This window comes from Bacillus sp. FSL R7-0685 (assembly GCF_038002425.1).
GTDB lineage: Bacteria > Bacillota > Bacilli > Bacillales > Bacillaceae > Bacillus > Bacillus subtilis.
The window spans coordinates 720,611-747,246 of sequence record NZ_JBBOCN010000001.1 but is presented as its reverse complement, the minus strand read 5'-3'; the positions used below and the strand labels follow the sequence as shown (position 1 = coordinate 747,246).

The 26,636-nt window shown below is 47.4% G+C and carries 26 protein-coding genes and 3 pseudogenes; all 29 read right to left on the bottom strand.

All coding sequences use genetic code 11. From position 1 onward, the window contains the following. Positions 1–51: 51 nt before the first annotated feature. Positions 52–1,890 (bottom strand): rhamnogalacturonan exolyase, encoded by a 1,839-nt coding sequence (rhgX, locus tag MKY50_RS03905; RefSeq protein WP_341116203.1) that lies wholly within the window; start codon positions 1,888–1,890, stop codon positions 52–54. A gap of 45 nt (positions 1,891–1,935) precedes the next feature. Continuing rightward, positions 1,936–3,780: a rhamnogalacturonan lyase gene (rhgW, locus tag MKY50_RS03900; protein WP_445662038.1), complete on the bottom strand. Its 1,845-nt coding sequence runs from the start codon at positions 3,778–3,780 to the stop codon at positions 1,936–1,938. A gap of 138 nt (positions 3,781–3,918) precedes the next feature. Next, entirely contained in the window at positions 3,919–4,545 is a 627-nt protein-coding gene (locus MKY50_RS03895) for a YesL family protein (protein ID WP_341116201.1), read from the bottom strand. Further along, positions 4,542–5,204 (bottom strand): YesU family protein, encoded by a 663-nt coding sequence (locus MKY50_RS03890; protein WP_308154128.1) that lies wholly within the window; start codon positions 5,202–5,204, stop codon positions 4,542–4,544. Before MKY50_RS03890 ends, MKY50_RS03895 begins: the two co-directional genes overlap by 4 nt. Then, complete coding sequence (rhgT, locus tag MKY50_RS03885; RefSeq protein WP_341116198.1) at positions 5,197–5,895, bottom strand: rhamnogalacturonan acetylesterase; 699 nt, start codon at positions 5,893–5,895, stop codon at positions 5,197–5,199. Before rhgT ends, MKY50_RS03890 begins: the two co-directional genes overlap by 8 nt. Before the next feature lie 13 nt (positions 5,896–5,908). Beyond that, positions 5,909–8,194: a transcriptional regulator YesS gene (gene yesS, locus MKY50_RS03880; RefSeq protein WP_341116196.1), complete on the bottom strand. Its 2,286-nt coding sequence runs from the start codon at positions 8,192–8,194 to the stop codon at positions 5,909–5,911. Between the two features lie 22 nt (positions 8,195–8,216). Then, positions 8,217–9,251, bottom strand: coding sequence for a rhamnogalacturonyl hydrolase YesR (yesR, locus tag MKY50_RS03875; RefSeq protein WP_341116195.1), 1,035 nt, complete (start codon positions 9,249–9,251; stop codon positions 8,217–8,219). A gap of 15 nt (positions 9,252–9,266) precedes the next feature. Then, complete coding sequence (locus tag MKY50_RS03870; protein ID WP_038428560.1) at positions 9,267–10,157, bottom strand: carbohydrate ABC transporter permease; 891 nt, start codon at positions 10,155–10,157, stop codon at positions 9,267–9,269. A 3-nt stretch (positions 10,158–10,160) separates the two neighbouring features. Continuing rightward, positions 10,161–11,090, bottom strand: coding sequence for a carbohydrate ABC transporter permease (locus tag MKY50_RS03865; RefSeq protein ID WP_003233835.1), 930 nt, complete (start codon positions 11,088–11,090; stop codon positions 10,161–10,163). After that, on the bottom strand, positions 11,087–12,370 hold the full coding sequence (locus tag MKY50_RS03860; RefSeq protein WP_033885041.1) for an ABC transporter substrate-binding protein: 1,284 nt from the start codon (positions 12,368–12,370) through the stop codon (positions 11,087–11,089). Before MKY50_RS03860 ends, MKY50_RS03865 begins: the two co-directional genes overlap by 4 nt. A 103-nt stretch (positions 12,371–12,473) precedes the next feature. Beyond that, entirely contained in the window at positions 12,474–13,580 is a 1,107-nt protein-coding gene (yesN, locus tag MKY50_RS03855; protein WP_341116192.1) for a two-component system response regulator YesN, read from the bottom strand. Then, on the bottom strand, positions 13,580–15,313 hold the full coding sequence (yesM, locus tag MKY50_RS03850; protein ID WP_341116191.1) for a two-component system sensor histidine kinase YesM: 1,734 nt from the start codon (positions 15,311–15,313) through the stop codon (positions 13,580–13,582). The genes yesN and yesM overlap by 1 nt, the downstream gene beginning before the upstream one ends. Continuing rightward, on the bottom strand, positions 15,310–15,939 hold the full coding sequence (locus tag MKY50_RS03845; RefSeq protein WP_019712807.1) for a YesL family protein: 630 nt from the start codon (positions 15,937–15,939) through the stop codon (positions 15,310–15,312). The genes yesM and MKY50_RS03845 overlap by 4 nt, the downstream gene beginning before the upstream one ends. Before the next feature lie 111 nt (positions 15,940–16,050). Further along, positions 16,051–16,354: pseudogene (locus MKY50_RS03840) on the bottom strand (YesK-like family protein). Positions 16,355–16,376: 22 nt separating this feature from the next. After that, on the bottom strand, positions 16,377–16,919 hold the full coding sequence (locus MKY50_RS03835) for a GNAT family N-acetyltransferase (RefSeq protein WP_072175465.1): 543 nt from the start codon (positions 16,917–16,919) through the stop codon (positions 16,377–16,379). Between the two features lie 124 nt (positions 16,920–17,043). Further along, complete coding sequence (gene cotJC / locus MKY50_RS03830; protein ID WP_003233850.1) at positions 17,044–17,613, bottom strand: spore coat protein CotJC; 570 nt, start codon at positions 17,611–17,613, stop codon at positions 17,044–17,046. A gap of 14 nt (positions 17,614–17,627) precedes the next feature. Next, positions 17,628–17,891, bottom strand: a complete 264-nt coding sequence (gene cotJB / locus MKY50_RS03825; RefSeq protein WP_003219491.1) for a spore coat protein CotJB — start codon at positions 17,889–17,891, stop codon at positions 17,628–17,630. After that, positions 17,875–18,123, bottom strand: a complete 249-nt coding sequence (gene cotJA / locus MKY50_RS03820; protein ID WP_003219489.1) for a spore coat-associated protein CotJA — start codon at positions 18,121–18,123, stop codon at positions 17,875–17,877. The genes cotJB and cotJA overlap by 17 nt, the downstream gene beginning before the upstream one ends. Before the next feature lie 125 nt (positions 18,124–18,248). Then, positions 18,249–19,117 (bottom strand): annotated as a pseudogene (locus tag MKY50_RS03815) (NmrA family NAD(P)-binding protein). Continuing rightward, positions 19,114–19,557: a nuclear transport factor 2 family protein gene (locus MKY50_RS03810; protein ID WP_151262066.1), complete on the bottom strand. Its 444-nt coding sequence runs from the start codon at positions 19,555–19,557 to the stop codon at positions 19,114–19,116. The pseudogene MKY50_RS03815 and the gene MKY50_RS03810 overlap by 4 nt, the downstream one beginning before the upstream one ends. A gap of 78 nt (positions 19,558–19,635) precedes the next feature. Further along, complete coding sequence (locus tag MKY50_RS03805) at positions 19,636–20,220, bottom strand: TetR/AcrR family transcriptional regulator (RefSeq protein ID WP_339175944.1); 585 nt, start codon at positions 20,218–20,220, stop codon at positions 19,636–19,638. 114 nt (positions 20,221–20,334) lie between these two features. Next, positions 20,335–20,772 (bottom strand): spore coat protein YeeK, encoded by a 438-nt coding sequence (gene yeeK / locus MKY50_RS03800; protein WP_341116190.1) that lies wholly within the window; start codon positions 20,770–20,772, stop codon positions 20,335–20,337. 133 nt (positions 20,773–20,905) lie between these two features. Beyond that, the gene (locus MKY50_RS03795; protein ID WP_003242611.1) at positions 20,906–21,625 is read right to left on the bottom strand and encodes a YebC/PmpR family DNA-binding transcriptional regulator; all 720 of its coding nucleotides are present in this window, start codon (positions 21,623–21,625) and stop codon (positions 20,906–20,908) included. A gap of 159 nt (positions 21,626–21,784) precedes the next feature. Further along, positions 21,785–21,958 (bottom strand): phosphatase RapH inhibitor PhrH, encoded by a 174-nt coding sequence (gene phrH, locus MKY50_RS03790; RefSeq protein WP_024571797.1) that lies wholly within the window; start codon positions 21,956–21,958, stop codon positions 21,785–21,787. Beyond that, positions 21,948–23,078: a response regulator aspartate phosphatase RapH gene (gene rapH / locus MKY50_RS03785; protein ID WP_015715464.1), complete on the bottom strand. Its 1,131-nt coding sequence runs from the start codon at positions 23,076–23,078 to the stop codon at positions 21,948–21,950. Before rapH ends, phrH begins: the two co-directional genes overlap by 11 nt. 164 nt (positions 23,079–23,242) lie before the next feature. Further along, a complete protein-coding gene (locus MKY50_RS03780; RefSeq protein WP_341116189.1) occupies positions 23,243–24,127 on the bottom strand; it encodes a hypothetical protein in 885 nt (294 codons plus the stop codon). 120 nt (positions 24,128–24,247) lie between these two features. Further along, positions 24,248–25,206: pseudogene (locus MKY50_RS03775) on the bottom strand (hypothetical protein). A 149-nt stretch (positions 25,207–25,355) separates the two neighbouring features. Next, positions 25,356–26,276 (bottom strand): DUF5655 domain-containing protein, encoded by a 921-nt coding sequence (locus MKY50_RS03770; RefSeq protein ID WP_046380836.1) that lies wholly within the window; start codon positions 26,274–26,276, stop codon positions 25,356–25,358. A gap of 12 nt (positions 26,277–26,288) precedes the next feature. After that, entirely contained in the window at positions 26,289–26,627 is a 339-nt protein-coding gene (locus tag MKY50_RS03765) for a hypothetical protein (RefSeq protein ID WP_021481280.1), read from the bottom strand. Positions 26,628–26,636: the final 9 nt, after the last annotated feature.

Here is a 26,636-nt window from a genome sequence, read left to right as displayed (position 1 = left end):
CTAATAATCTTGTCGTAGCGTTCAGCCTTTGCGTCTTATCCCTTAGTCCTCCTACAGCGGCGCCTCCGCTTTGCTTCCCGCTATGTACAGGGCGGGCTTCGGCGGTTTTTTCATTCCCGTTCCGAGGTAAAAGCTCGTGTGCGGCGGCTGGTTGTAGGCGGTATTCTGCCAGGCGATGCCGAGCCTGTAAACTGGATCATGCATCAGCGTGTAAAAGCGGTGGCGGGTGAGATGTGTCGTTGTATAGATACGGAGCGCGCTGCTGTCTTCCGTTCTCCATATCACTTCTTCCCGCCAGTCTCCGAACAGGTTGGCCTGAAGAACCGGGTTTCCTTTCGTGCCGTTGTTGGACAGCACGCCGGCCGGCTGAAATATCGTCTTCAGACAGCCGTTTTCAGCATCCCATTTTTCAATCTTTGGCCTGCCAATCGTTCCGTCCCAGTCATGATCAAGCAGTTCTCTGACCAAATCACCGTCCCACCAGATGGCGAAATTGGCTGAAGCGGGCGCTTTGTCGCTGATTTTTTCGCCTTTGCTCGTGAAAAGCCCATACGACATGCCATCATTGCCCGGCGGATCAATTCCCCAGACAAGCGACCCTTTGTAGCTTGGGTCAATATGAGCCGCCATGCCCCGGCCAACGTCAGTTCCAGCATGGACGCCCCATAATATCTCACCGGTTCCGGCATCTCGCAGTGACAGTCCGTACGGCTTCGTGGCGTCCTCATGCACCTGGAACACTTCAAGCCCTTTTCGTGACGGGTCCAGATCCCCTACATGCATCGCGTCTCCATGCCCGAGCCCCGTTGTGTACAGGCCGGTTCCGTCATGATCGACCGCCATTGCGCCGTATATGATTTCATCCTTTCCGTCTCCGTCGACGTCAGCCACGCTCAAGCTGTGGTTCCCCTGTCCTGCGTACGCTTCATGTCCCGGATGGTTGGAGTCAAATACCCATCGTTTTTTGAGCCTTCCGTTTCTGAAATCGTATGCTACGAGAACGGCTCTCGTATAATAGCCCCGCGCCATCACGAGGCTCGGCCGCTCCCCATCCAAATAAGCGATCCCGGCGAGAAAACGGTCCATCCGATTTCCATAGCCGTCTCCCCAATCCTCCAGTTTGCCGCGGGGCGGTTCATATTCCACGGTCGTGAGCGCCTCACCGGTTTCTCCTTTAAACACCGTCAAATATTCCGGTCCGGACAGAATCCTTCCCTGTTCATTTCTAAAATCGGCATGCTCATCACCGATGATATGTCCTTTCCCGTCTGTTGTGCCGTCAGCTGTTTTCATGGCGATTTCTGCTTTTCCGTCACCGTCAAGGTCATACACCATAAATTGCGTGTAATGAGCGCCCGCCCTGATGTTTCTGCCAAGGTTGATACGCCACAAAAAGGTGCCGTCCAGTTTATAGGCATCTATGAGCACCTCCCCGGTATACCCGTCATGGGCGTTGTCTTTTGAATTGGACGGGTCCCACTTCAGGATGATTTCATATTCTCCATCCCCGTCCACATCCCCGACGCTGGCATCATTGGCGCTGTAGGTGTACGGCTTTCCGTCCGGCGTGATACCGCCTTCCGGTTTGGCAAGCGGAACCTCCAGTACATTTTCCCGCCAGACGGAAGCTTCTTTGGACAGTTTTTCTTCCCTTCCCTTATTGACGGCCGCCACCTGATAAACAGCGTCAGCCGTTCCGTTTTGATCGAGAAAATTAGTGCTTTCAGCGATTGGATCGCGGGTGATCCGCTTTCCATCTCGATAAAGGTGAAAAGCCGTCGTCTCATGATCTGTTCCGAGAAAACGCCAGCTGACAAACACGCCCTGTTCTGTCTTTACCGCAATCAAACCTCTGGTCAAGTATTCCATTTGCCTCTTTTTTGGTTTCATTTGATGGGAACGGGCTGCACGCAGCCCGTTCCTTCCCCCTTTCAGTTAAGGCGTATACATATTTGGTTTTGGCTGTTCCGCCATGCCGTCTCCTAAAAAGAAGCTTGTGTGCGGCGGCTGGTTATAGGCGACATTTTGCCAGGCGATGCCAAGCCGGTACACCGGATCGTGTATCAGCGTATACAGCCTGTGCTCAGTCGGAATGGTCGTCGTGTAAATGCGCAGTGCACTGCTGTCCTCCGTTCTCCACACCACTTCCTCGCGCCAGTCACCGAGCAGATCAGCCTGAAGCGTTGGTGTTGCTTTTGTGCCGTTGTTAGCCGCTGCGCCTGATGCAGTCAGCACATTTTTCGATACGCCGTTTTGATAATCCCACTTATCAATTCGGTTGCTGTCCAGCTGTTCCCGGAGCAGATCGCCGTCCCACCAGATGCCGAAGTTGGTCGAGGACGGAACCCCGATTCCGATTTTGACCCCTTTCGCTGAGTAGAGAGAACCGTTTGCCCACACTTCCTGTCCCGGATAACGCGGGTCAATATCAGCAGCCATTCCCCGGCCTACATCCTTGCCGGCATAAACGCCCCAAAGGATTTTTCCGGTTGCAGCATCCCGGAAAGATAAGCCGTATTTTGCATTTTTGTCCTCATGTACTTGAAACACCTCAAGCCCCGGCCGTCCCGGATCAAGATCTCCTGTATGGAGGGCATCCCCATGGCCTAAGCCGGTCGAGTACATGCCTTTCCCGTCATGATCAACAGCCATTGAGCCGAAAATAATCTCATCTTTTCCATCCTCGTCAACGTCCGCGATGCTCATGTTGTGATTCCCCTGTCCGGCAAACGCTTCATTTCCTGACTTTGAGGAGTCCAGCGTCCAAAGCTTTGACAGCTTTCCATCGCTGAAGTTATAGGCAACTAGCATGGTTTTAGCGTAATACCCTCTGGTCATGATCAGGCTCGGCCGCTGTCCATCAAGGTAGGCAATGCCGGCGAGAAAACGGTCAACACGGTTGCCGTAGCTGTCTCCCCAATCCGACACATTGCCGCGCGCCGGTTCAAAATTTGCGGTGACAAGCTCTTTCCCGGTTGAACCTTGAAACACCGTGAGATATTCAGGGCCTGAAAGCACACGCCCCTGTTCATTTCTGTAATCTGCATTGGCATTTCCAATTACTTTGCCCGTGCCGTCTTTTGTCCCGTCTGCCGTTTTCATTGCCACTTCCGCTTTTCCGTCACCATCAAGGTCATACACCATAAACTGGGTGTAGTGCGCGCCCGCTCTGATGTTTTTGCCGAGATTGATCCGCCATAACTTTGTGCCGTCCAGTTTATACGCGTCAATCAGCACGTCACCCGTATAGCCATCCTGTGAATTGTCTTTTGAGTTAGACGGGTCCCATTTCAGGATTAGCTCGTATTGCCCGTCACCATCCACATCGCCAACACTTGCGTCATTAGCGCTGTACGTGTAAGCTTCACCCTTTGGCGTCGTGCCGCCAGCCGGTTTATCCAGCGGGACGGAATGATACGGCTGCGCCCATACGGAGGCTTTTTCAGAAGCCTGCTGTTCGGTACCGTTTACAACAGCCCGAACCGTATACGTTGAGCCCGCCGATCCGTTTTTATCTACATAGTTCGTGGTTTTGACAGGCGCAGCATTCAGTTTCTGCCCGTCTCTGTACACATTGAACAAAACAGATGCGTTTTCGGTTCCAAGAAACCGCCAGCTGACAAAAATGCCCCCGTCCGTCCTGACCGCTACAAGCCCCCGGTTCAGCGCTTCCATCTGCCGCGCTGCCCCTTCAGCTTTCACAGGACATACAGAGGTTCCCATCACCAACAAGACCAGCAACGTAACAGCGGTAAACATGCGTTTCCTTCGTGTAATCATCAGACAGCTCCTTCTCATTTATCTGTAAGCGCTTACTCAAATTGGATTTTATGCGCTGTGTGAGCTGTCTTCAATTTCACTTTTTTGCATCTGCCTATTTCGGACACTGCACTTTTTTGCGTATTTGTCATTTTTTTGTTACCCGGCTTGATGATGCTGGGCCTCCGTCTTTTGAAATCCCCTAAGAGCAAAAAACATCAACACAAGCCCAAATAAACATGGGCCGTAAAACGGAATCAGGCCAGGAAGCGTATACAGCAAATAAAGGACAAATCCGCACCCGATCAGCATACAGCCGGTCGTCAGCGGCCTCATGGCGCCAAACAGCAGCGCCTGCGGAATATATTTGCGAAGCGGGAGCTGGTAATGCACATAAAGGGGAAACACATACATCAGCGCGATGATATACAAAAGCCCTGCAAGCAGCGTGCAGCTTGTTACAGTAAAGGACAGCCAATCCGTACTGGCAGAAAAATAATGATAGTTCGCGGACAATATGAGCAAAAGAGCCGAAAACGCCAATCCGATCGCATTAACCTTGAGAAACTCTTTTTTATAGGTATCGAGAAATAACGGAAATACTGGGACATCCTTTTGCCCCATCAGCCATTTCCTTATAACGGCACACATCGCGGCTGTGCTCGGCGCCCATCCGAAAAGAACGCCGCCCAAAAGTGTAAACAACAGCCACAGCCCGTTGAGCCATGCTATTTTCACCACCGCTTCGCAGCCTGCATAAAGCGAGTCCGTTACAGTCGTCTTCATCTTCTCACCGCTTGATGCACGGCAAAATCCCTGTAAGCTGCTTTCATGGGGGCCATCTGCCGGAACCCGATTTTTCCTTTTGTTAACACAGGCCCATATGTGCTGCCGTCGTCCATCCACTCAAGAATGGGCAGACCATTGATTGAAAAGTGCACATAGCCTTTGTCTTTGATCAGCTTCATACGATACGGAGAATCAGCGTCGTCTGGAGAAGGCAGCGGATCGGCACCCATTGCGGCGAGGTGGAAACCGCGGCTTTTTCTTAAATTGCAGGTGCGGAATGCTCTTTCCTCCGCGTATTTTCTGCGGAAATACGAGAGGTGGAGAGTGTTGATGTCCCCTGAATGGTACTCGGGGTATTTTCCCGTTCTTCTCTGGAGACTTGGATCAAATAAATCCTCGCCCCCAATGCCCGCAGCGGAAAAAAACAGCATACACAGTCCCGGCTGCTCAATCGGGGAGAAATCCCATGTCACAATGATGCCGTCTGGAAAGGTTTCCGGACACCAAAAGACAAAGTGCGCTTCGTCCTGAACATGTGACAGGTGCAAGCTGTGATCATCAAATGAGATCTGTCCGCCTCCCTCCATCCGCCAATCCTTCACATCGCTTTTAGACCGGAACGGATTGCGGTACAAGCAAGCGCCTTCCTTATACATGTTCTTTTCCCTCCCGGTTCACAAGACGGTCCTTAAGCGGAAGTCCGAGCTCTTCAATGCCTTCTGCCACAAGCTTCGCAACCTCCATTGCACCTTTTTCCGAAAAATGCGTATTGTCCTCAATGCCGTCCGGGTAATTCGGATGTTCATTCGGCTGAAACCAAACGAACAATCGCTTGGACTCCTCCGGCCCGTATGCTTCATACAGCACCTTTGTTTTCGCAAGCAGATCAATCACAGGTACATCGAGCTCCTTCGCCAGTGCTTTCATCGCATCGGGATACTCACCGAGCGTATGCTCGATCCGTCCGTTTTCATCAAAGCGGCGCCGCTGCACAGATGTGACGAACACAGGATGCGCGCCCTTTTCACGTGCCGTATCTGCAAACAAGGTAAGAAACTGCTGAAATGTGGAGTACGGCTTCGTCCCCCGCGGTTTTTGGTCATTGTGGCCGAATTGAATCAACAAATAATCGCCTTGTGTGATGCGCTCAGCAATCGCTTGAAGCCTTCCTTCCTCCACAAAAGAATTGGTGCTCGCTCCTCCTTTGGCATGATTGTGCACCACTACCTCTTCTGAAAACAATTGCCCGAATACCTGCCCCCACCCAGCCATCGGCGCTTCATGAGGCGGGCAGTCACTCACAGTGGAATCCCCGGCTAAAAATACTTGAATCGGTTTCTTCATCACATGTTCTCTCCTTTCACGGCGTTTCCTGATACATTTGCCTGAAGACACCCGGCGGCATGCCGACCTGTTTTTTAAAAATCCGGTTGAAGTAATTGTGGCGGTAGCCGACTTCTTCTGACACGTCATGAATTTTTTTATTCGTATTGACCAGCAGTTCTTTCGCCTTTTCGATTCTGATCTGGGTCACATAATCGATAAAATTAATGCCGGTCACTTGCTTAAATGCCTTGCTTAACGTATATGAATTCATGCCAAGCGCATCGGCACAGCTTTCCAATGAAATATCCGCCATATACTGTAAGTGAATCATCGCAATCACACGTTCTGCCAGCTGCTTTTGCTGTCTGTTTTTTCTGCCCTCAAGCTTGGAAAGGTAAGGCGTCACCACTACATCCATCAGCCAGGCCGCCGCTTCATTAGGTTCGTGCAATTCTGAAATATCAAGAAACGGATTCCGGTGCTGAAACAGTTCGCTGGGATTGAGCCCGGAATGCAAAATATCCTCCTGAATGCGGGAAAACAGCTGAATCAGGGCGGAATGCACATGCCTGTCTATGGCCGCCTTTTCTGCCAGTTCCTTCATACATACACGAATCAGCTCCTCGGCCTCCTGTTTTCTTTCCAGCCGGATGGCCTGAACAATTTGTTTTTCCAGCTCAAAAGGGTAATAAGGAGCGAACTGCTCATCCTGCGGGGAGTCGGCCTGCAAATCAATGACCTGATCCCGGTTGGCAAACTGCCTGCGGGATTTGCCGCTTTTCACATTTTGAAATAAAGAAGGAATTTCCGTGACACGCTCCGTCTTGCTGCTCAATGTCGCAGTCAGGCTTAGTCCGGTTACATCCCCAAACTGGCGTGCCAGCTCCGTTATATACACCTTGAGATCAGAGCTGTTTGTTTTCATCACAAGAACGGTGACAGAAAGCCGGCCGATATCAAGTATGGATAGCTGAAAAACGTGTTTATCCGCCAATTCCTCAGCCAGATTGGTCAGGGTAAACACGGCAAGCTGTTCATCACCTTCACGGAAGATGCTTTTTTCACAGCGGAGCCCTGTCACCTGTAGATCAAGCACATGAAACGCGTTTCCGCCGATGTTCCAGCCAGCCTCCTCCATCCGCAATCTGAGGCTTTCCTCGTTGTCATAGTAAAAATCGCCCTGTAAGAGATGCTGCAAAAAACTCTTTTTCATATGGGGCGTCTGCCGCAGGAGCTGTTCTTGGAGCTTCCGGCTTTCAAGAGATAGATCCTGCCATCTCTTTTCAATCCACTTGAATTCATCCTGCCCGGACGCCTGCCATGTTTTCTTCTCTCCGCCGGTAAACAAGCCAAGCAAATGCTGGATGGGACGATAGATTTTTTTTGATGCATACCATGTCATGCATACCGCCAAACCGATGCAAATGACCAGCATTACGATGATCACTTTTGATAAAAACACCATCGGCGCTGTAATAGCTGAAAGAGGCGCCGCTGACACAAAGGTCCATTGCTGATGCATCCGGTTCATTTCTCCAAAGGAGACAGAATACACCTTGCCTTCCCATTCCATCTGAAAATGGCCTTTCTCATTCGGCTGTTTTTTTATCTCATGAAGTAAAGTCTTTTCAAAATCTTTTTCCCCCTCATGAAACAGCACCTCTTGATTTTGATCTAAAAGCAGCGCACTTCCATCAGGATAGGGGGACAAGCTTTGCAGGATTGATTCCATTTCTTTCGGATCAAACGCCAGCATGATCGCGCCGAACGGTTTCTCCGCCGCGCCCGGAATGAGCTGGATCAGCATCACTTGATTTCCCGACCGTTTCCAATAAATGCTGTGGTCTGAGGCAAGCAGCGAGCGATACTTGCGAAGCGCCTCCTGTTCTGTCAAAGCGCTGTATTCAGGGCTCAGCACAAGTGGCCGGGGGCTGTTCAGAAAGATGGAGGCCTGCTCGATCAGCGGCTGCTGGTCCCGCAAAAGAAACAGCTTTTTCGTTAATTGATAGGAGAACGTAAAGTCTTTCTCCAAATCCCTCTCGGCCAATCCGTTCATCAGTGAAGAATCGTAGGCCATCTGGGTGAGAGCCAGTTCAAGCACTCCCAGCTTCTCATCCATTCGGCTGACTTCACGCGCCACCTGTGTTTCATGCGATCTCTGCAGCTCTTTCTCCACCTTGTCGATCGAAAGAAAGTAGATTGCGCCGCCAGTCAGCAATCCGGGAATACAGGCAATCAGCAAAATGAAGACAAAGTTTCTTTTGAAATACGTTCCCTTCCAGCGAGAAACCCGTTCCTTCTGTTGAGGCTGTTTTTTCATCCCTCTCCCCCCGCCGCTATCTTTACTGATACACGCGTTTTTTCGTTTTCAAAACATCAGTAAGAAACGTCAGCGCAAGTCCCTGCCCCCATCCTTGTATTCGTTTGTAAGGCACCTGTTTGTATCCTTCGGCATTTTTCATGACGGCTGTCCCGGCCGATACCTTGCTGACCCGTCCGTCCTCTTCCACCGCATCCAAAATGGCGGCAAGCGATTTCTGCACATATTTTGTATACAGCTTTCCGCTCGATATCAGAGCAGAAGCAATACCGGCTGATGCCGAAACCTCCAGATAAGAATCCGGATCATCCAAAATCGTATGCCACAGCCCTGATTCATCCTGAAGCCGGACAAGTGCGCTCAGCTGGTCTCTGAGCGATCCGTCGATGATCATAAAGGAAGGATGTGTCACCTCAATGAGCGGGAGCGCCTTTGCCATCGTGAGTGCCGCCCAGCCGTTCGCCCTGCCCCAATAAATCCCCGACAGATGATTTTGCGCTTTGTTGTCCCAGGCGTGGTAGTACAAATTCGTGACAGGGTCCTGAAGCACATCCTCATGTCCGTGAAACTGGCGCAGGCCGTCTTCAAAATAATCCTCACGCTCCATGACCCGCCCAATTCTCAGCATAAACAGCCCAGCCATCATCAGCGTATCCGCCCATGCCTGCTCAGGAAACACATATTCTGCCGCATTCACCGTATGCTGAAGGATACCCTCGCCAAAGCGCGGCGCCTTATGCAGCACATATTCCGCCATCTCGGCCGCTGTTTCCAAATACACGTCATCACCCGTCACTTTGTGGAGGAACAAAAGCGTATGCCCGATGGAAACTCCGTTGATTGATAGCGGCGGCAGCCCATCCTCCAGCTGTTCATCCACCCACGTTTTTAACAGATTGATATATTCCTCGTTTTCCGTCGCTTCATAGGCCTCCGCCACGCCGTAAAACGCGACGCCGCCCGGCCAATCCCACGCAAAATCCATCTGAAATGTCCGTTTCACGATCCGGTCAATAACCGACGTCACCTTTTCTTCATCAAAGATAAGCTGTGCCATCTGCAACACTCCTTTTTATTTTAATCCGGTCGTACTGATGCCCTGAACGATATATTTCTGAAACAAAAAGAAAACAAGAATCACAGGCAATAACGAGACGGCCGACATGGCAAACATCGCGCCCCAGTTCGAAGCCGACTCTGTATCGAGAAAAAGCTTCAGCGCAAGTGAAACAGGGTAAAGCTCCGGCTTATTCAAATACAAGAGCGGCTGAATCAGCTCCTCCCACTTCCAATAGAAGGAGAAAATCGCAGACGTCGCAAGCGCGGGAGCAATCAGCGGGAGAATGATCCGCCAAAAACAGGCAAAGCGTCCGCATCCGTCGATTCGCGCGGCTTCATCCAGCTCCTCGGGAATCGTCCGGATAAACTGGATCATCAGAAAGATAAAAAACGCATGCCCGAAAAATTGCGGAACGACAATTGGTTTAAAGGAATTCAGCCAGTCTAATTTCGCAAACATAATATACTGCGGAATCATCAACACTTCATGAGGCAGCATTAACGTCCCCATCATGCACGCAAACCAAAATTTTTTTCCCTTAAACGGAATACGCGCAAATCCGTACGCAATGACAGCCGATGACAGGACGGCACCGATTGTTGACAGTCCGACAATAATCGCCGAGTTTTTAATAAACGTCAGAAACGGCTGTCCCGCAATGCCCTTCCACCCTTCAGCATAGTTACTGAGAATAAAAGGGTCTGGAATGAGAGAATGTGAGGTTGTAAAAATACTGGCGCTTTCTTTAAACGAGCTGACAAACAGCCAAATGACCGGGTACAGCAGTAACACCGCCAGCGTTGCCGTACAAACATGGAACAGTATGCGTTTGGGACTGACGCGACCGGCTTTTTTTCTTTCTAAAACCGGGGCTTTTCTGACAGGCTCGTTGACCGGCTCCATCCGTCATTCCTCCTTTGACTCGTAATGAACCCAATATGACGATGTTTTAAACAATATGAGCGTAATCAGCCCGACAATGACAAGCATGACCCACGCCATCGCCGATGCGTAGCCCATTTGAAAATAGTTAAACGCACGCTGGAACAAATAGAGCGAATAGAGAAGTGTCCCGTCAAGCGGCCCGCCCTCGCCCTTCGAAATGATATAGGCAGGTGTAAATGTCATAAAAGCAGAAATCGTCTGCATCACTAGGTTAAAGAAAATAATCGGTGTGAGGATCGGAAGCGTGATCTTGAAGAAACGCTGCACCCGATTTGCCCCATCCACACTTGCCGCTTCCAAATACGAAGACGGAATGTTTTTCAGCCCGGCCAGAAAAATCAGCATTGACGACCCGAACTGCCAGACGGACAGCAGAATCAATGTCCACAGCGCACTTGTCGGATTCTGGTACCAAAGAATTTTTTGATCAATCCCGACAAAAAACAGCAGCGCATTGATGACCCCGTCATTGCCAAAAATATTGCGCCACATAATTGCCACGGCGACGCTCCCGCCGATGATCGAAGGCAGATAAAAGAGCGTTCTGTAAATGGCCGTTCCTTTTGCTGCATTGTTTAAAATGACAGCGATAAAAAGCGCGAAGCCGAGGCGGAGCGGAACCCCGGCAAGCACATACGTAAATGTCACCTTCAGAGACTGCCAATACTTTTCGTCACCCGTAAACATTTCCTTAAAGTTGTCGAGCCCGATCCATTTCGGCGCCGTAAACAAGTCATAGCTCGTGAAGGACAGAAACAGGGACGCCCCCATCGGGATCACCGTAAAGCATAGGAACCCGATGATAAACGGAGAAATAAAAGCATATCCCGCCAGATTGTCTTTTCTTATACTCCGGCTTTTTTTCATTGCGTCGGCCCCATTTCCCGTCAATTATTCCTCTCTAATATCTCATTGGCCTTTTTCCGGAACGTTTTGGCGGCTTTTTCCGGCGATACCTTCTGATACAGAATCTGATCTGACGTATCCTTCAGCAGCTTGATGACCTCCGCGCTTCCCACAGGCTCTGGCGGATCGGCTTTGCTGATGTTTTTTGACGCGGTTTCTACATACTCCACGATGTTGGTTTCTTCCTCATTCAACTTCGGTTTAATCGCATCCGCCACCTTGTCGGAGACTGGAACGCCTCGCTCACCTTTAATCAGCTGGTTCGCTTCCTCATTGTTCACGAAGAAATTAATAAATTTCGCTGCCTCTTTTTTATGCTCAGAGCTTTTCGGAATGGAAAACAGCATACTCGGCTTCAATGTCAGCGCCTTTTCCTTCATTTGCTCCGGCGGCAGATAGAGAGACAGCGGCGAGTCTGTCAGCCGGGCAAAGCCCAAATATTGATTGGAGTAGTTCCATGTAATCGCTGATTTGCCTTTGACGATAAAATCGTCTTCCATCCCTTTAATCTGTGCGCTTTCATCAGGTGTTGGGGACGTTTTCGCTTTCACCAGCCTCAGCTGCCGTTCAAAGTAATCGACAAACATCTGATCATCTTGATACGCGAGGCCAGTGCCGTCTTCTTTGTAAAAGCGCTCACCCTTTGTGCGCAAATAATACGGGAAGAAAATATCAGGCGGATGCATTCCGTTGGAACCGTAGACACCAGCTTTTTCCTGAAGATCATACGCCAGCTTCTCGTAATCCTCCCACGTCCAGTTTTCCTGATTGATAGACACACCGGCTTTTTTCAGCAAATCATCATTCGCAATCACAGACAGCACGTTGACACCTAGCGTAAATCCATAAAGCTTATTGTCGATTTTTCCGCCCGACAGCATATTCTCGTCGATTGTACTGACGTCAATCGTTCCATCCTTTGTATACGGCGTTAAATCTTCCAGCTGGTTCTTCTTTCCGTATTGGGCTAAGTAAGCGGTATCCATTTGAATGACATCAGGAAGCTGGCCGGCGGCAGACATGGGCGCAAGCTTTTTCCAGTAGTCATCCCAGTTCGCAAATTCCGCTTCAATATGGACGTGAGGATTCTTTTTCTCGTAAAGTTCAATTACCTTTGTTGTATAATCATGCCTTGGCTGCCCGCCCCACCACGCGATTCTGAGCGTAATGTCTTCTTTTTTCCCCGATGCCTCTTCGCCCACAGAACATCCGCTGAAAATAAAGACACAGACAAGCGATAACAGAACGTAACAAATCTTCTTCAAACCAATCCCCCCTTTAATGTAAGTGCTTACATTTTATTTTAAAGCGTTCGGATAGGGCGAAACACTCAAAAAACAGTGGCGAAAGTCAAAAAAACAGAGATGGCTATCCTGCGGAAGCGCCTCCCTGTTTTCTTCTGAATTCTGACGGTGTCAGACCGGTATATTTTTTAAAAACAAGACTGAAATACTTCGGATTATCGCCAAATCCGATTTCTTCAGCAATTTCTGATACACTCGCGTCCCGCCTCATTTTCATCTGTTTCATCGCATGTTCAAGACGCACTCGTGTAACATATTGGGAAAATTTCTCGCCTGTTTCCTGCTTAAATAACTTCCCGAGATAATCAGGATTCATAAACAGCATATCCTTCGCCGCCCATTTTAAGGACAGATTCGGATTTCCGAGCTCGTCGGCAATAAGCCTGATCATTTTTGAAATCACTGCGCTCCCATGCAGGTCACCAGACGCTTCAGCTGTGTCACGAAACAGCTGCCCCGCGTGCCGGAGTTCTCCCGCCTGACTGATGGCCATCTTGCGGTCCGCAAAAACCTCCGCCGCCTTTTCAGCGGCGTTCTCCTCTACGGCGAGCACTGTCCATTCTCCGCTGCTGCAAACCGCTGTCAGTGCCGATCCGAGTGCCTCTCTGGCTGCGACATCAATAGATTGTTCCCCTTTTAAGATCAAGAGGCGGATCTTTTTTCCGGCAAGTGAAGGCGGCGGAGACAACTGGGCTACACCTGCGATCAAGCCTTCCAAGTATTGATCGGCTGCAAAGGAACGGATATGGTCCAGCTCGTGTTTCAGATGGGCTGTTTTCTTTTTGTGCACATCTTGCCGCTTCAGCTCAGCAATGATTTCCTCCAACGAGCTGATAATCTGCTGTTCATTGCAGGGTTTCAGCAAATAATGCTTCACCCCATATTTCATGGCTTCCTTTGCGTACTCAAACTCTCCAAACCCGGACAGGACGATAAATTGCACCGACGGACTGATGGCTGACACCTTTTTGATCAGCTCAAGCCCGTCCATACCGGGCATTTTGACGTCTGTGATGACGATATGCGGCTGCTTATGTACAATCTTTTCATATGCTTCATGTCCGTTCTGCGCTTTACCGATCAATGAGGCGCCAAGCGACTCCCACTCAATGATTCCTGCCATTCCATCAAGGATAATCCTCTCATCATCAGCCAGCAGTATTTTATACATCACACCACCTCATTTCGGCACGGTATTGTGATCACAATCCTCGTCCCCTTTTCATGCTCACTATGAATCCGCAAGCCGTATGGCTCTCCGAATGTCAGGCTGATGCGCTCGCGAATATTCCAAAGTCCGATTCCTCTTCCGCCCGTTGATTCAAGAATCCGTCCATCCATGCCAGGGCCGTTATCTTCGACCGTAATACAGACACAGCCCTTCGCCTTTTTCGCCTGAATCCGGATGGCGCATGGCCTTGTAAAGGGTTCAAGCGCGTATTGAATCGCATTTTCCGCAAGCGGCTGGAGCGTCAGTTTCGGAATGAGGCAATGCTTCACCTCATCGTCAATATCCAACGTGAAATTCAGGCGCTCTTCAAATCGAAATCGCTGAATGGTCATATAGTGGAGTACGATGTCCGCCTCCTCCTGAATGGTCACGATATCCTTCTTCATATGTATGCTGTTGCGCAGAAGAAAACCGAGCGATTCTACCATTTTTGAGATTTGCTTTTGCTGATTCGCCTTGGCCAGCCAATTGATGGACTCGAGCGTGTTATATAAAAAGTGCGGGTTGATCTGGGCTTGCAGTGCTTTCAATTCGGTTTCTTTAATGATGAGCTGTTTTTCCACATTTTCTTCCATCAGCTCATTAATCCGTTTCATCATGACAGTAAAATGACGGTTCAGCATGCCGGCCTCATCCTGTGTATGTTCCGGCAGAGAAAGCGACACACCTGCTTCAATGCCGCCGTGCTGTACCGATTTCATCGCGGTCACAAGCTGTTCAATCGGCTCCGTGATGCTGTTGGCGATTTTCCTTCCGAAAAGCAAAACCACACAGAAAAAGAGGAGAAAGCATGTGCCGATCACTGTTTTCATAAAGGAAATTTTTTCGAACATCTGGTCAAAGGGGATGACATTATAGTAGCTCCAATTTTGGTAGGATGATTGAAGATAAGAAATAAAGTAACGTTTGCCATTCTTTTTTATCAAGTCATAACCGGGGTGCTTCAGCGTCTCTTTTGCTGCCTCAGGAACATGCGCTGATGCATGTGCCGTATACACCAAATTCCCGCCTTGGTCAGCAATCATAATGTCTCCGACTGAATCGCTCCAATCCTTCGGCACATCACGAATCATTTGTTTTACATTGACTTGGATCAGCACCATGCCCAAGCCGTTCAGACTCAGCTGGTGATAGGACCTGATCTGCCGTGCTGAAATCAGGACAGGATCTGACCCGCCGAGCGTCATCCAAAGATTTCTTCCATTTTTCGCTTTCACTCGCTTAAATACCTCTTCCTGCTCCTGCTGCAAAAGATCTGAAGAACTGCTTCCGGCTGAATACTCTGAGCCGCGGGCATCAATCAAATGAATGGAATCGATGTACTTTTCATCGCTGGCATATCCCGCAAGCTGATCCCACAGCTCCTGCTTCATTTGATATTGATCATACGTATCATCCCGATTTTGCATGCTCAGGATGCGCTGAATCTGTTCGTCTGTAATGATTTCATATGACACATCCTCTATCTTCTTCAGCTCGTCTTCGATCCTTTCAGAAGACATCCGAAGCACCTCCGAGGACTTGCGGTAAATCTGCTCATCATACACATGAAAGGCATACTGGACCCCGCTGTATACAAACAGAAAGGATACGGCCATAATCAACGATAGAAACACAAACAGCTTATCCTTAATCTTCATCCGCCTGTACCAGCCAGCAACTCTTTTCTTCATGCCGCCTTTTCTTTCTCCTGCCGCTGGTCCATTGACCGAAACGCTTTAAAGGACAGCTTCGTTAAGATCAGGCTGAGTAAACTCCCGCTGAAAAACAATAGAAACGTGACATGAAACAGAACGAGACAAAGCACACCGACAGCGCCCGCCGCCATCAAAAGCGTCACCGCCGGACGGCTGAAAGCAATCAAAAAGCTGATGCTCAGCACCTCTCTGATTTTTACATCAAAATGAGAAAATACTGGGAACACATACAGCACAACAAACGCGAAAATCAAACTAATGCTCAGGAATACATTGACGAGCACAGGCTGGTCCATCTGAGCCGCTATCCGCATATCCGCAAACAGAAACAGGGCAGCCGTCACAACGATAAGCCCGAGGATCTGTGATGCACGCCATTCCTTTTTAAACGTCCGAAAAAAGACAGAAAACACCGGGGCATCTGTATTCCCCTTCGCCCATTCTCTCGCCACTGTAAACATCGCGGCAGTAGCGGGCATCAGCCCAAACACAACCAGGCCTGCAAGAGAAAACAAAATCCAAAGCACATTCAAATAGGCCAGTCTCATCACCCACGTACAAAAACGATTCAGCCCATTTGTCACACTGTGTATCATCAACATCACCTTCCCGCTTTGGAAAACGCTTTCATTTTAAAGTAATATGTATTTCTCCTTTCGAAAGAAAATCCCTGCCGTTCTGTGAAAATTTCGACATGATGAGCGACAGCATCCTTATCTTTTCCTGTAACGCCGAATGGCCTTATCAACCAAATATCCGGCAATGGCTCCGAAAATGACATTGAATCCAAGCATTCCGAGCGCAGCCCCTTCCCAGCCGCGTACATACACGAGGCTGTACCAGATCGCAAACACACCAAGGACGATCAGCCCGGCCAACATCCATTCCGGCCGACTTTTGTCAGGAAATCTCATCCGCATCAAAACGGATACGCCAGCAAACAGACAAGCTGTCACAATCCCTGTCACAAATAAAATTGGCCACAACATCGCCTGCCCTCCCTTTTAGAAAAGACAAAAAAGCCCCCTGCAAAGGACGCTTATTCTGCCGTAATCTCTTTCTCAAACAAATGATATCCAGACGCATCAGCACCCATGAATTCATATCCCATACGCCGATAAAAGGAATGCAGGGCGTCGCTATCAGCGACACAGTCAAGCCGGATCCGTGTTTTTCCCGGAAAGTGTATGCCCGTCTCCGCCCATTGAAGGACGCGGGCTCCAAGCCCCTGTCCCGCAAACCGGCGGCTTACTGCGAGGCGATGCAAATAAATGGACTCCTCATGCCCATCGTCTCCCCAAAGCGTCCGGTCCCACTCGCTCGGTGCAGGCAGCAGCATCACGACAGCCGCAAGCTCTTCATCTTTTTTAAACACAAACACATGTCCCTTTTCAATTGACCCCGTGATATCATGTATATCTTGCCCTTTGAGAAGTCCGCTCCATTGGTTAGAACCCCGATCCCGGAGCCATTCAGCTGTTCGGACGAGCAACCCGGTAATCGATTCTGCATCCTCATAGACGGCCGGACACGCGTAAAATCCATCTGCAATCGTTTCGTTCTCAATCTTAAAAGCTGACATAAAGGCCTCCCAATCAAAAAGTAAGCTTGCACACACACCTTGATTATAATGCAGACCAAACTGCAAAAACAGACCATTTTCTCTGTATGTAAAAGGGTGTATGAAAGAGAGGCCAATCTGCCTATTAGAAAATCTTCTTTTTATCCCGTTCTTCTTTTAAAATTTCAACCGCTTCTCTGAAGCGCATAGAGTGTACGATTTCACGCTCACGCAAAAAACGCAGGGAATCGTTTAAATCAGGATCATCCGAAATATCAATCAGCCATTGATACGTCGCCCGCGCCTTTTCTTCTGCGGCAATATCTTCGTATAAATCGGCAATCGGATCGCCCTTCGCTTGGATATAGCTCGCGGTAAACGGCACGCCCGCCGCATTATGATAAAAAAGCGCGCTGTCGTGATTGACGTAATGATCGCCAAGCCCAGCTTCACGCAGCTGCTCCGGTGTGGCGTCTTTTGTTAACTTATAGACCATGGTCGCAATCATTTCCAAATGGGCAAACTCCTCCGTGCCGATATCTGTTAAAAGGCCGATGACCTTATCAGGAATCGTATAACGCTGGTTCAAATACCGGAGAGCTGCGGCCAGCTCGCCGTCCGCTCCGCCATACTGCTCAATCAAATACTTCGCCAGCGTCGGGTTGCACGTACTGACCTTGACAGGGTATTGCAGCTTCTTTTCATACACCCACATTCAGGCATTCCTCCTTATACTTGCCACGGCCATGGCCCTTTTCCCCAATCCCAATCCTTGCCCGCGGGGCTGTTGCCGAACTGCAGAAGCGGTCCGTAAGAGGATTCGAACTGTCTTTTTAAGTGCCTTGAATAGCCGGAATATTGATTGAATTGCTTCAACGCATCTTCATCATGAGGATGTGTATTTAAATAAAGACTCAGCTCAACAAGCACAAAATCAGCAGCCTGTATTTGCTCTAGCTGACGATAATATTCGGCGTCAACCTTTTTTGCCATGTGCGTCTCCCCCTCGATAAGGGTTTTCATAAAAATCATAGAGATCCTTCCAAAGGGTGCCTTTCCTCAAAGCCTCCATCGGCGAAAACTGCTCCATGTGCTCAGGCTGAAAGGTCATATAAAGGTTAGGGGGCGTTCTGTAATATTTCTTCCCTATGGGCGGACAGGGATCAAAACGGCTGTGAAAGGGCGTATATGATTTGACAGGCGTAAACGGCTGCATATCCTTCATTCCGGCTCCTCCTTTCTCAAAAACAATGACCTTAATAGGTATGAGGCAGGAGGCATGATTATGACTAAAACACGACTTAGCTTTTTCAATAAGAAGACCTTCGAAAGCGCCGAAGGTCTTCTAGACTATTCAGTCCAAAATGAGGTCAGTGTTTCCAATATGCAGCATGAGCAGCCGCAAACTCTGACAGCGAACGAGGTTCTTTTCCCGTCACACGCTTCACTGTATCCGTTACCCGATGTTCCGCACCATGGCTGATTGCCTCATCAAGCTTCGCCATAAAATGGGCATAATCCGCGGGCAAACCTCCTGCCTCCATTTTATGCTGCAACTCGGTACGAGAAATGCTGACATGCTCCACCCGGCGTCCCGCCGCAGCTCCAATGATCTCCGCCGCTTCGGCATAGCTCAGCGCCTCGGGACCTGTCAGAATATGATGTGTTTGATGAGGAACATCATCAATCAAAGCCCTGACGGCTGTTTCTGCGATGTCATCAGCGTCAATAAACCCAAGTTTTCCTTCACCCGAAGCCGTTGTGATGCGGCCCTCCGTTTGAATAGACATGCGATGCTGGACATTGATGAAATTTTGCATAAAGTATGAGGGCCGCAGCACCGTCCATTCTGGAAACTCGCGCACTGCCTGGTGAAGCGCGCCAAACACGGGACCATTCTCAGGGACAACAGACGCACTTTGCATCACTACACGCTTTGCACCGAGACGCTTTGCCTCCTTTAAAAAGGGGAGCACATAGGGAGCCGGATCAAATACACCGACCGGAGCAACAAGATAGATCTGTTTTACTTGTTCCAGAGCAGGCGTAAAACTGGAGGCGTCCTTCCAATCAAAATACACATACTCAGCATCAGCAAGCGCGCCCTTTTTCCGGCTCGCAATACGCACCCTGTGCCCCAGCTCTATTAAACGGCTGGCGATTCGGCTGCCGACTGTGCCAGTCCCGCCCGTGATTAAAATCGGATTCTGTTTCATCATTTCCCACTCTCCTCTGTTTGCAAAAATGATCCTCCAAAGGCCTCTTTTACAACAAGCGGATTCCAATAATCCCTATAACGCACAATGCGGCCGTCTCTCATTTCGATGACACTGATATAACTTTGGCGATAAGGCAGTCCAGTCTCAATCACATGGCCGTCACATTGAAACTCCGCAATCATCGTATTCGAGTCTGCTGAACGGTACACTGTCGGAGCCGTAAATGAAGAAAGATGGATCTGCTTAGGATAATCCTTAATATAATCGTAAATGGCCGCTTTTCCTTCTATTCTTTTTGGTGATCCCTCCGGCGCATAAGGGAACTCAAATACAGCATTCTCATCCCAAAGCTCCGTCCAGCTCTTCATGTCCTTCTCAAGCATATAAGCCATAAACTTTCTCAATGTTTCACATGCTTTTTCAAATTCATTCATCAACATTCATCATCACCTCATTTTTATTTCTAGACTGTTCAGTCCAAAAAGTACATACATGGGCAAAGAATTCTTTACCACATGTTAATCAAGCACTGATAAACTCACGTCAACATGGTCCTGAAGCCGATCCATATCTGCCGTCACTTTCGCAATAAAGGTCAATGACAGCCTGCTTTGATTCAGGTACCGGGCAAGCGCAGATATATCAGTCTCTTCTCCATTCAATTCTCCTTGATCCTTCGCTCTTAAAAGCGCCTGATAAAAAGCGTTCTCAAGCTGCTTGGATTGTCTTTCAAAATACCGGGCAAGCTCAGGGTCATGAGGAATCTGTTCAATCGCGCTGTTCATAATGTAACACGCCTTCGCCCGTTCCGGGTCCCTCAGGGCATTGACACCTTCTTGAAAAATATCACGAATGGCTTCCTTTACAGATCCTGGCGCTTCAAGCCTTTCCATAACGGCAGCGTTTTTCCCTTCAAGATACGATTTCACCGCGGACAAAAACAAATCACGCTTCGTGCCATACGTATCATACAAGCTCTGGCGCGCAATGCCTAAATGAGAGAGCAGATCCTGAAGAGACGTTCCTTCGTAGCCATACTCTCCGAAGACCTCTATCGCCCTGTGAAGAACAAGCGCCGTATCAAATTCTTTATTCCTCCCCAAAAAATGATCACCTCCTGAAACAAATGTTACCAGTTTCCAGACTGAACAGTCAAGAAAAAAGATAAAAAAACACTCTTGATCTGCAAGAGTGTCCTCTTTATACCATCATCTTCTTTATTTATAACCGTCTTTTCCCCAGTGGCCCATATGGTGGTGATGGTGGCCATAATGACCATCATGATGGTAGTGGTGATTATCCTTTCCAACATGGTGATGATGGTGATGAAGGTTATCTTTTCCATCATGATGATGGTGATAATAGTGATGATGTCCATCATTTTCATGGTGCATGCTTGGATAGCTTCCAGCTCCCGGAGAGCCTCCATAGCCGCCGCTTGGGTAACCGCCGTACCCACCATATCCCGGATAGCCGCCGACTCCTCCATGTATGCCGTGATCTGGGTAGCCTTGCATGCCATAGCCCGGGTGGCCTCCATACATGCCATAGCCCGGATAGCCTGTGCTTTGCATGCCATAGCCCGGGTGGCCAATACCAAAGCCCTGATAATGACCAAAACCAGGTCCGCCATACATATGTCTTGTATCAGTCATATTCACTCTCTCCTTCACATAGGTTACAGTCCAGAGTATGAGAATATATTACAGATCGTATAGGCGGCCGCCTACATACAGCTAAAACAATTTCCGGGACAAAAAAAGCAGGCCATAACAGCCTGCTCACTCCTTACTCACCTAAATCAACGTTATGATATACCTGCTGAACATCTTCCAAATCTTCTAATGCATCAATCAATTTTTCAAACTGTTCCTTTGCATCATCCGGAAGCGTTACTTCACTTTGCGCAAGCATTGTCAGCTCCGCTACTGTAAATTCCTCGACACCCGCGTTTTTAAACGCCTCTTGCACCGCATGGAATTGATCAGGCTCGGCATACACGATCGCGCTGTCATCCTCTTCTAAAATGTCACGTACATCAACATCCGCTTCCATCAGGATTTCAAGTGCTTCGTCAGCCGTTTTGCCTTCCACACCGATTACAGCCGTCGCGTCAAACATGTAAGCAACAGATCCGCTCACACCCATGTTTCCGCCGTTTTTCCCGAACGCCGCACGCACTTCCGGCGCCGTACGGTTTACATTATTCGTCAGCGCATCAACGATAATCATTGATCCGTTCGGCCCGAAGCCCTCATAACGAAGCTCATCGTAATTCTCTTCCGCTCCGCCCTTCGCCTTCTCGATCGCACGTTCAATGATGTTTTTCGGCACGCTGTAAGTCTTCGCACGCTCAAGCACAACCTTCAGTGCCTGGTTGGATTCCGGATCAGGCTCGCCCTGTTTCGCCGCCACATAAATCTCACGGCCAAACTTCGCATAAATCCGACTCGTATTTGCGTCCTTAGACGCCTTCTTCTCTTTAATATTGTTCCACTTACGGCCCATGATGTTCCACTCTCTTTCATATATATCAATCTAAATACTGTTATTCACTTTATCCATTATACCTCAAATGGTTTGGTTGTTTCGAGTGTCTTGCGTTAGAAATAGAAGGAATGCCGCGATGTGGAAAATGGAACGTCTTCCGTAAAGCAAGAAAAAGCCCTAGCTAAGGGCTTTCTTCTGATCACTGAGTTTGTAAGGGGAATGATCGATATACGTCGTATTTCGATCTGTTGATTCCTTAAATCCGCCGGAGTTTGTCAGGGTTGGAAACGACATGCTTCCCAATAATAGAGTAACAGCCAGGCACATCATCACTTTTTTCTTAATAGGCATATAAACACTCTCCTTTTAGAATATCTTCTTGGGCTTTCAGCACTTTCCGATAAAACGCAGCGGCTTGTTCAAAGTGACAGCTGCTTTCAAAAACAGCGGCAGCACTCCGGGCACATGCTTCAATGTAAGCGTGCAGGTTCTTTTTTTCGAAATAGCTTAAAAGATCATGAATTTTTCGTTCATCAACAGTCTCCTTGTACACGGCCTGCAAGAACAGAAACAATTCTTTATAAAATTTGTGAGAACGTGCTGTGATATGGTCTAATCCTTCCTCTATGAACTGAAACGCCTTCTGTGTTTGGCCCGCTTTACATAATGTCCAGCTTAATCCAAACAAGACTTTCGGAAGCAGATCAGGCACTTTCTCTCTGCTTACTTTCGCAGCTTTTTGGAAATGTTCTACAGCCATCTGATCGTCTCCTGATCTGTCATAGCTGTTTGCAATGTTCAATAGAGAAATGGCGATAAACCTGTCATTTTGAATGTCCATTGCCAATTCCAGCGCCGCCTCTAAATGCGGGAGCGCTTTATCATAATGTTTGAAATCATCATAGTTGCCGGCGATCACAAACAAGCTTTGTATCGTTCTAATGCTGTATAGAGGATGGTTTTGATAAATGTCCAAGGCTTGAAGAATATGATGCATCGACACATGGGTTTGCTTCATGTGATAATACGCTTCTGCCACTTTAAAATGGAATTCGGCTTTCTCAATATCATCTGACACAAACGGCAGTTCTTTCTCCGCCTCGCGATAATATCCGATCGCTTCCACATATTCTTTTTGGTCAAATTCATACATGCCACGGAAAAACAAAGAGTAGTATTTCAAAAGGCCTGTGAGTTTTTTCTGAGGAGTCTCAATCGTTTCAAGAAGCTCTGTCACTGTAGGGCGATTCCCGTATGTTTGTCCCGGCTCCAAATAATCAAGCATCAGCTGGTGCCGAAAACACATCAGAGAATAATAGATCAGCAAATCCTGGTCTTCTTCCATTTGCTGAATGTCCTGCTCCACCTCCGCTTTCAGAATCTCAGCATCCGGAACACTGAACTGGCGAATCATTTTATACCATTCATTAATCTTAACACCTACACGCGAAGACGGTATGGCTTGACTCAACGGCTTCCCTCCTTCTCTATGAGATATGTCATATTCTATCAATCCCAAATTTTGAAAACAATATAGAAGGAAGAAATTGTTTTTTCATCCTGTCAATTTGTTTTTTTCATAAAAAAGAACCCTTTATGCAAGGGTCCCATGTCAATCTTATTTCAAATACGTATTCACCAGCTCGTAACAGCGCTGATTCTTCGTTTTACTTGTTCTAAAAAAGCAAATACGTCCTTAGCAGGCATCAGGTTTTCCAGCAATTGAATGACATTCTTTTTCCCCACAATTAACTCCTGATCTTTTAACATTACAGGCGTTTCCTTAAACACATGCCAAGGATAAAATAACCTGAGAAAAGGATCTGAAAAATAAATCCCTTTGTCTGTTAATGTGATGCCATCTGTTTGCTTCACGGGAAAAGTACTCCAGAAGGAGATCATCTCCTGATCCTTAGGAATATGCAGCCGTTTTCTCAATCGTACCTCTCTCTTTTCAGAAATCTCGTTACCGACCAGTAGCCCATTGGTCAAACCGAACATCTTGTCATGGCTGTTCTGAAACAAAATACTGATTTCCCTCAATTCACTGGCAGAAACAGATACATGATCTATCCGGGGTTCCGTAAGCAAATCCAAGCCATTTTCACTAAGAAATTGCTGAATTATCCTCAACAGCTCTGCCAACAGATCCGCAGGATATGAACTGAAGCCGACATCAAAAACCTCTACTCCATCAAACCAAATCTCATAATCATCCGTCGATTTAATCGATTGGATATCAGTGAATGCTTCCCAAGTCACACATCCCTCTTGTTCTCCAAATCTCTTCCAGTACAGTCCCTTACTCGTAAACATAACAAAGCTTTTCGCTTTATTTCCCATGGAACAATTCAATAAGGCCGTCACCGTTTCTTTCTCCGATAACGGGAATAGCTCACACGCATATGTCAAAAGCTCCTCAGGAACAAACCCGGTAAAGAACTTATCTTTTTGATACATTGAACACAAATCACTCAAATATGAACCACCCATCGCTTCATCGTCCTCCTTTTGTTTCATATACGAGTACTTTGAATGAAAGTTTCACAGAATTTCGACACCGTTATCAGCAAAGATCAACTCTTGAACCAAAAAGAAAAAGACGCTAAGAGCTTTGATGAGCTTTCAGAATCAATAGCTTTAATCAATTACAACAAAATCCTGTACCTTCACCTGTTCCTCAGGCAAATCAAACTGATAAAGCTTCTTCTTAGAACGAATATCAAACACACCCACGTACCCGCCAATGCCCTTTTTATGCTCTTCCTGGGCAACAATATACAGTTGATTCCCCTTAAACTTCGCTTCCATATAAGGGAAATTCAAACTATATGTATGAAAAATTCCTTCCCATACTCCAGCAAGTTCGCCTCACCCTCTTTGTCCTCGTACGTAACGTAAAAACTGCCGCTTTCTTTGTCATAATACACAGTATCTGCATATTCAAGATCTTCAGGATACGCAATATATGTCGCCTTCCATGTCCCTTTTTCAATCACAGTCAATTCATGCTCCGAGCTCGCAACAATAAATTCCTTCGAGTCTGCGAATTGATCAGCGTATGAGGCTAAGCTCAGGGTCTCAATCATTTCCTCTGTTTTTCTGTCAATCACGTAAATAGACATGCTTTGAATGATATAAATATAGTTCTCATCACTGGCCCCCATCGTGACAAGCGAAGGCAAGGTAAGGGTATATTCCTTCTTCATTTTTTTATCATTTATGCGGATCTCATTCCCCGTCGTATCAACATTATAGGCCTTAACAGACACATCCTTCCCCTCATACCAAAACGCAAATGGATCTGACAGCGGATGCTCTTTGATCACATCCTTCTTTAACGTATAGTAAAAAGGCTCGTGTTCCGCTAATAATACAATGTCTGTGGATTTGTACGACTTCGTTTGAATAAAAGGCACATCTGCCACCTTGAACGTGCGCCTGTTAAACCGTTCGCCTGTTGAGGTTGAAAGCAGCGTGCTTTCTTTTATGAAAGGGTTGGAGTAGATAAAAAAGATGCGGTCTTCTTCGGGGTGGATGACGGGAGATTGGACAGGATGCGTATTCTTATTTTGAAAGGAAATATAGACAGCCAACATAAAAACACTTGCGAACAAACCCAATAATATAAAACGCTTCTTCACATAAACAACTCCCAATATATGGTCCGAAACTCTATATCGTTTTCAACATGCCCTGTACATTTCCCTTGGAACCCAATAAAAAAAGAACCTCTCAATGGAAGTTCTCATTTATTTTTCTCATAGGATTGTTTGATCAACCCCATGATATATTCAATGTGTTCATCATCTTTTATGAAAATCTCATAGTCGCCATTTCCCCAGTGGCCGGTCTCAGAGACATCGCGCATTTTCTCCTCGGGATCATGCAATTCTCCCTTTTTCATATTCACCCACACCTTAAGTCCACTTTTTAAAAGTAGAATATCAACGAAGTTTCGCTTACTAGATGTAAACGCAATATAAAGCTTGGTCGGTTTGATTGAAATATGATCGTCCAAATTAAAAATGAATTCCTTTAGCTGCTGATAAAGCTCTATGATGTCAAACGGTTTATCTGCAAGATGATCCTCTTCAGAAAACACTTTAATTTCTTTGCTGACCTCTTGAATGGTCTCACTTTGCCGTGAAATGGTCTTAATCGACTCGGAGACGCCATCAGCCTTCATTTGATTCAACTGGATCAGATCATTTTCGTACCTTTTAATCTCCCACAATTCAATTGGCAGATCTTTAAAATGGATCGATTGCTTTTGATACACCGTAAATACAGGTGAGATAAAAATGACCTTCGACTGCGACCAGTCTACATCATCCCGCTTTAACGGAAGATCATGATTTTCATTGTACTCAAGAATGAAATCTGCTTTATGATTGAGCATTGCCGCTAAGTAGGCGTAGCCCTGATCAACAACACTGAAGTTTTTCGTATTTTTATACTCGATAATCACAAAAGATTTCGTCTCAGCATCAAACGCTAACGTATCAATGCGGAAATTACTGATTCTGAATTCAGATTTCACAAACCCTAGCCCCAACATTTGCTGAAGATTGGCTTCACATAAATCCTGAATCTCTTTTTCTTTTTTAAACGGTTTCTCGCGAATATCTTCGATTTGATTTTGATTGTTTACTTTATAGAGATACATGCTGGACCCCTTTTATTTTACTAGTTCCATTAAGGTTTCTAAGGATAGACTCGAAACCGGATTTTGCGTTTTTGTTTTCAGCGTACCGCCAATCAAATAAGAATAGTCTCGGCACTCTGCCAATTGAAACCGGACTCTATTGTTCGTTTTAGTGATTTTGGCTGGTTCATCAGATTCCCAAGCGTCAACGATCTTGTAAACATTTAAAATCACACCGCTCCGAACAACAATTGCCCGTTTACATTCCTTTGCTCTGGACAATTTCATATCCCAGTTCCCGCAAGCGCGGTTCGTTAGCGTGTCGCCTTTTTGAATATCCTTGATCTTTATGATTAAGAAGTCTTTATCCAAATGAGCTCT

Coding starts and splice junctions, on each gene's coding strand:
- rhgX (WP_341116203.1), bottom strand. CDS start 1,890: ATGAAACCAAAAAAGAGGCAAATGGAATACTTGACCAGAGGTTTGATT.
- rhgW (WP_445662038.1), bottom strand. CDS start 3,780: ATGATTACACGAAGGAAACGCATGTTTACCGCTGTTACGTTGCTGGTC.
- MKY50_RS03895 (WP_341116201.1), bottom strand. CDS start 4,545: ATGAAGACGACTGTAACGGACTCGCTTTATGCAGGCTGCGAAGCGGTG.
- MKY50_RS03890 (WP_308154128.1), bottom strand. CDS start 5,204: ATGTATAAGGAAGGCGCTTGCTTGTACCGCAATCCGTTCCGGTCTAAA.
- yesS (WP_341116196.1), bottom strand. CDS start 8,194: ATGAAAAAACAGCCTCAACAGAAGGAACGGGTTTCTCGCTGGAAGGGA.
- yesR (WP_341116195.1), bottom strand. CDS start 9,251: ATGGCACAGCTTATCTTTGATGAAGAAAAGGTGACGTCGGTTATTGAC.
- MKY50_RS03870 (WP_038428560.1), bottom strand. CDS start 10,157: ATGGAGCCGGTCAACGAGCCTGTCAGAAAAGCCCCGGTTTTAGAAAGA.
- yesN (WP_341116192.1), bottom strand. CDS start 13,580: ATGTATAAAATACTGCTGGCTGATGATGAGAGGATTATCCTTGATGGA.
- yesM (WP_341116191.1), bottom strand. CDS start 15,313: ATGAAGAAAAGAGTTGCTGGCTGGTACAGGCGGATGAAGATTAAGGAT.
- MKY50_RS03845 (WP_019712807.1), bottom strand. CDS start 15,939: ATGTTGATGATACACAGTGTGACAAATGGGCTGAATCGTTTTTGTACG.
- MKY50_RS03835 (WP_072175465.1), bottom strand. CDS start 16,919: ATGTCAGCTTTTAAGATTGAGAACGAAACGATTGCAGATGGATTTTAC.
- cotJC (WP_003233850.1), bottom strand. CDS start 17,613: ATGTGGGTGTATGAAAAGAAGCTGCAATACCCTGTCAAGGTCAGTACG.
- cotJB (WP_003219491.1), bottom strand. CDS start 17,891: ATGGCAAAAAAGGTTGACGCCGAATATTATCGTCAGCTAGAGCAAATA.
- cotJA (WP_003219489.1), bottom strand. CDS start 18,123: ATGAAGGATATGCAGCCGTTTACGCCTGTCAAATCATATACGCCCTTT.
- MKY50_RS03810 (WP_151262066.1), bottom strand. CDS start 19,557: ATGTTGATGAATGAATTTGAAAAAGCATGTGAAACATTGAGAAAGTTT.
- yeeK (WP_341116190.1), bottom strand. CDS start 20,772: ATGACTGATACAAGACATATGTATGGCGGACCTGGTTTTGGTCATTAT.
- MKY50_RS03795 (WP_003242611.1), bottom strand. CDS start 21,625: ATGGGCCGTAAGTGGAACAATATTAAAGAGAAGAAGGCGTCTAAGGAC.
- phrH (WP_024571797.1), bottom strand. CDS start 21,958: ATGCCTATTAAGAAAAAAGTGATGATGTGCCTGGCTGTTACTCTATTA.
- MKY50_RS03780 (WP_341116189.1), bottom strand. CDS start 24,127: ATGAAACAAAAGGAGGACGATGAAGCGATGGGTGGTTCATATTTGAGT.
- MKY50_RS03770 (WP_046380836.1), bottom strand. CDS start 26,276: ATGTATCTCTATAAAGTAAACAATCAAAATCAAATCGAAGATATTCGC.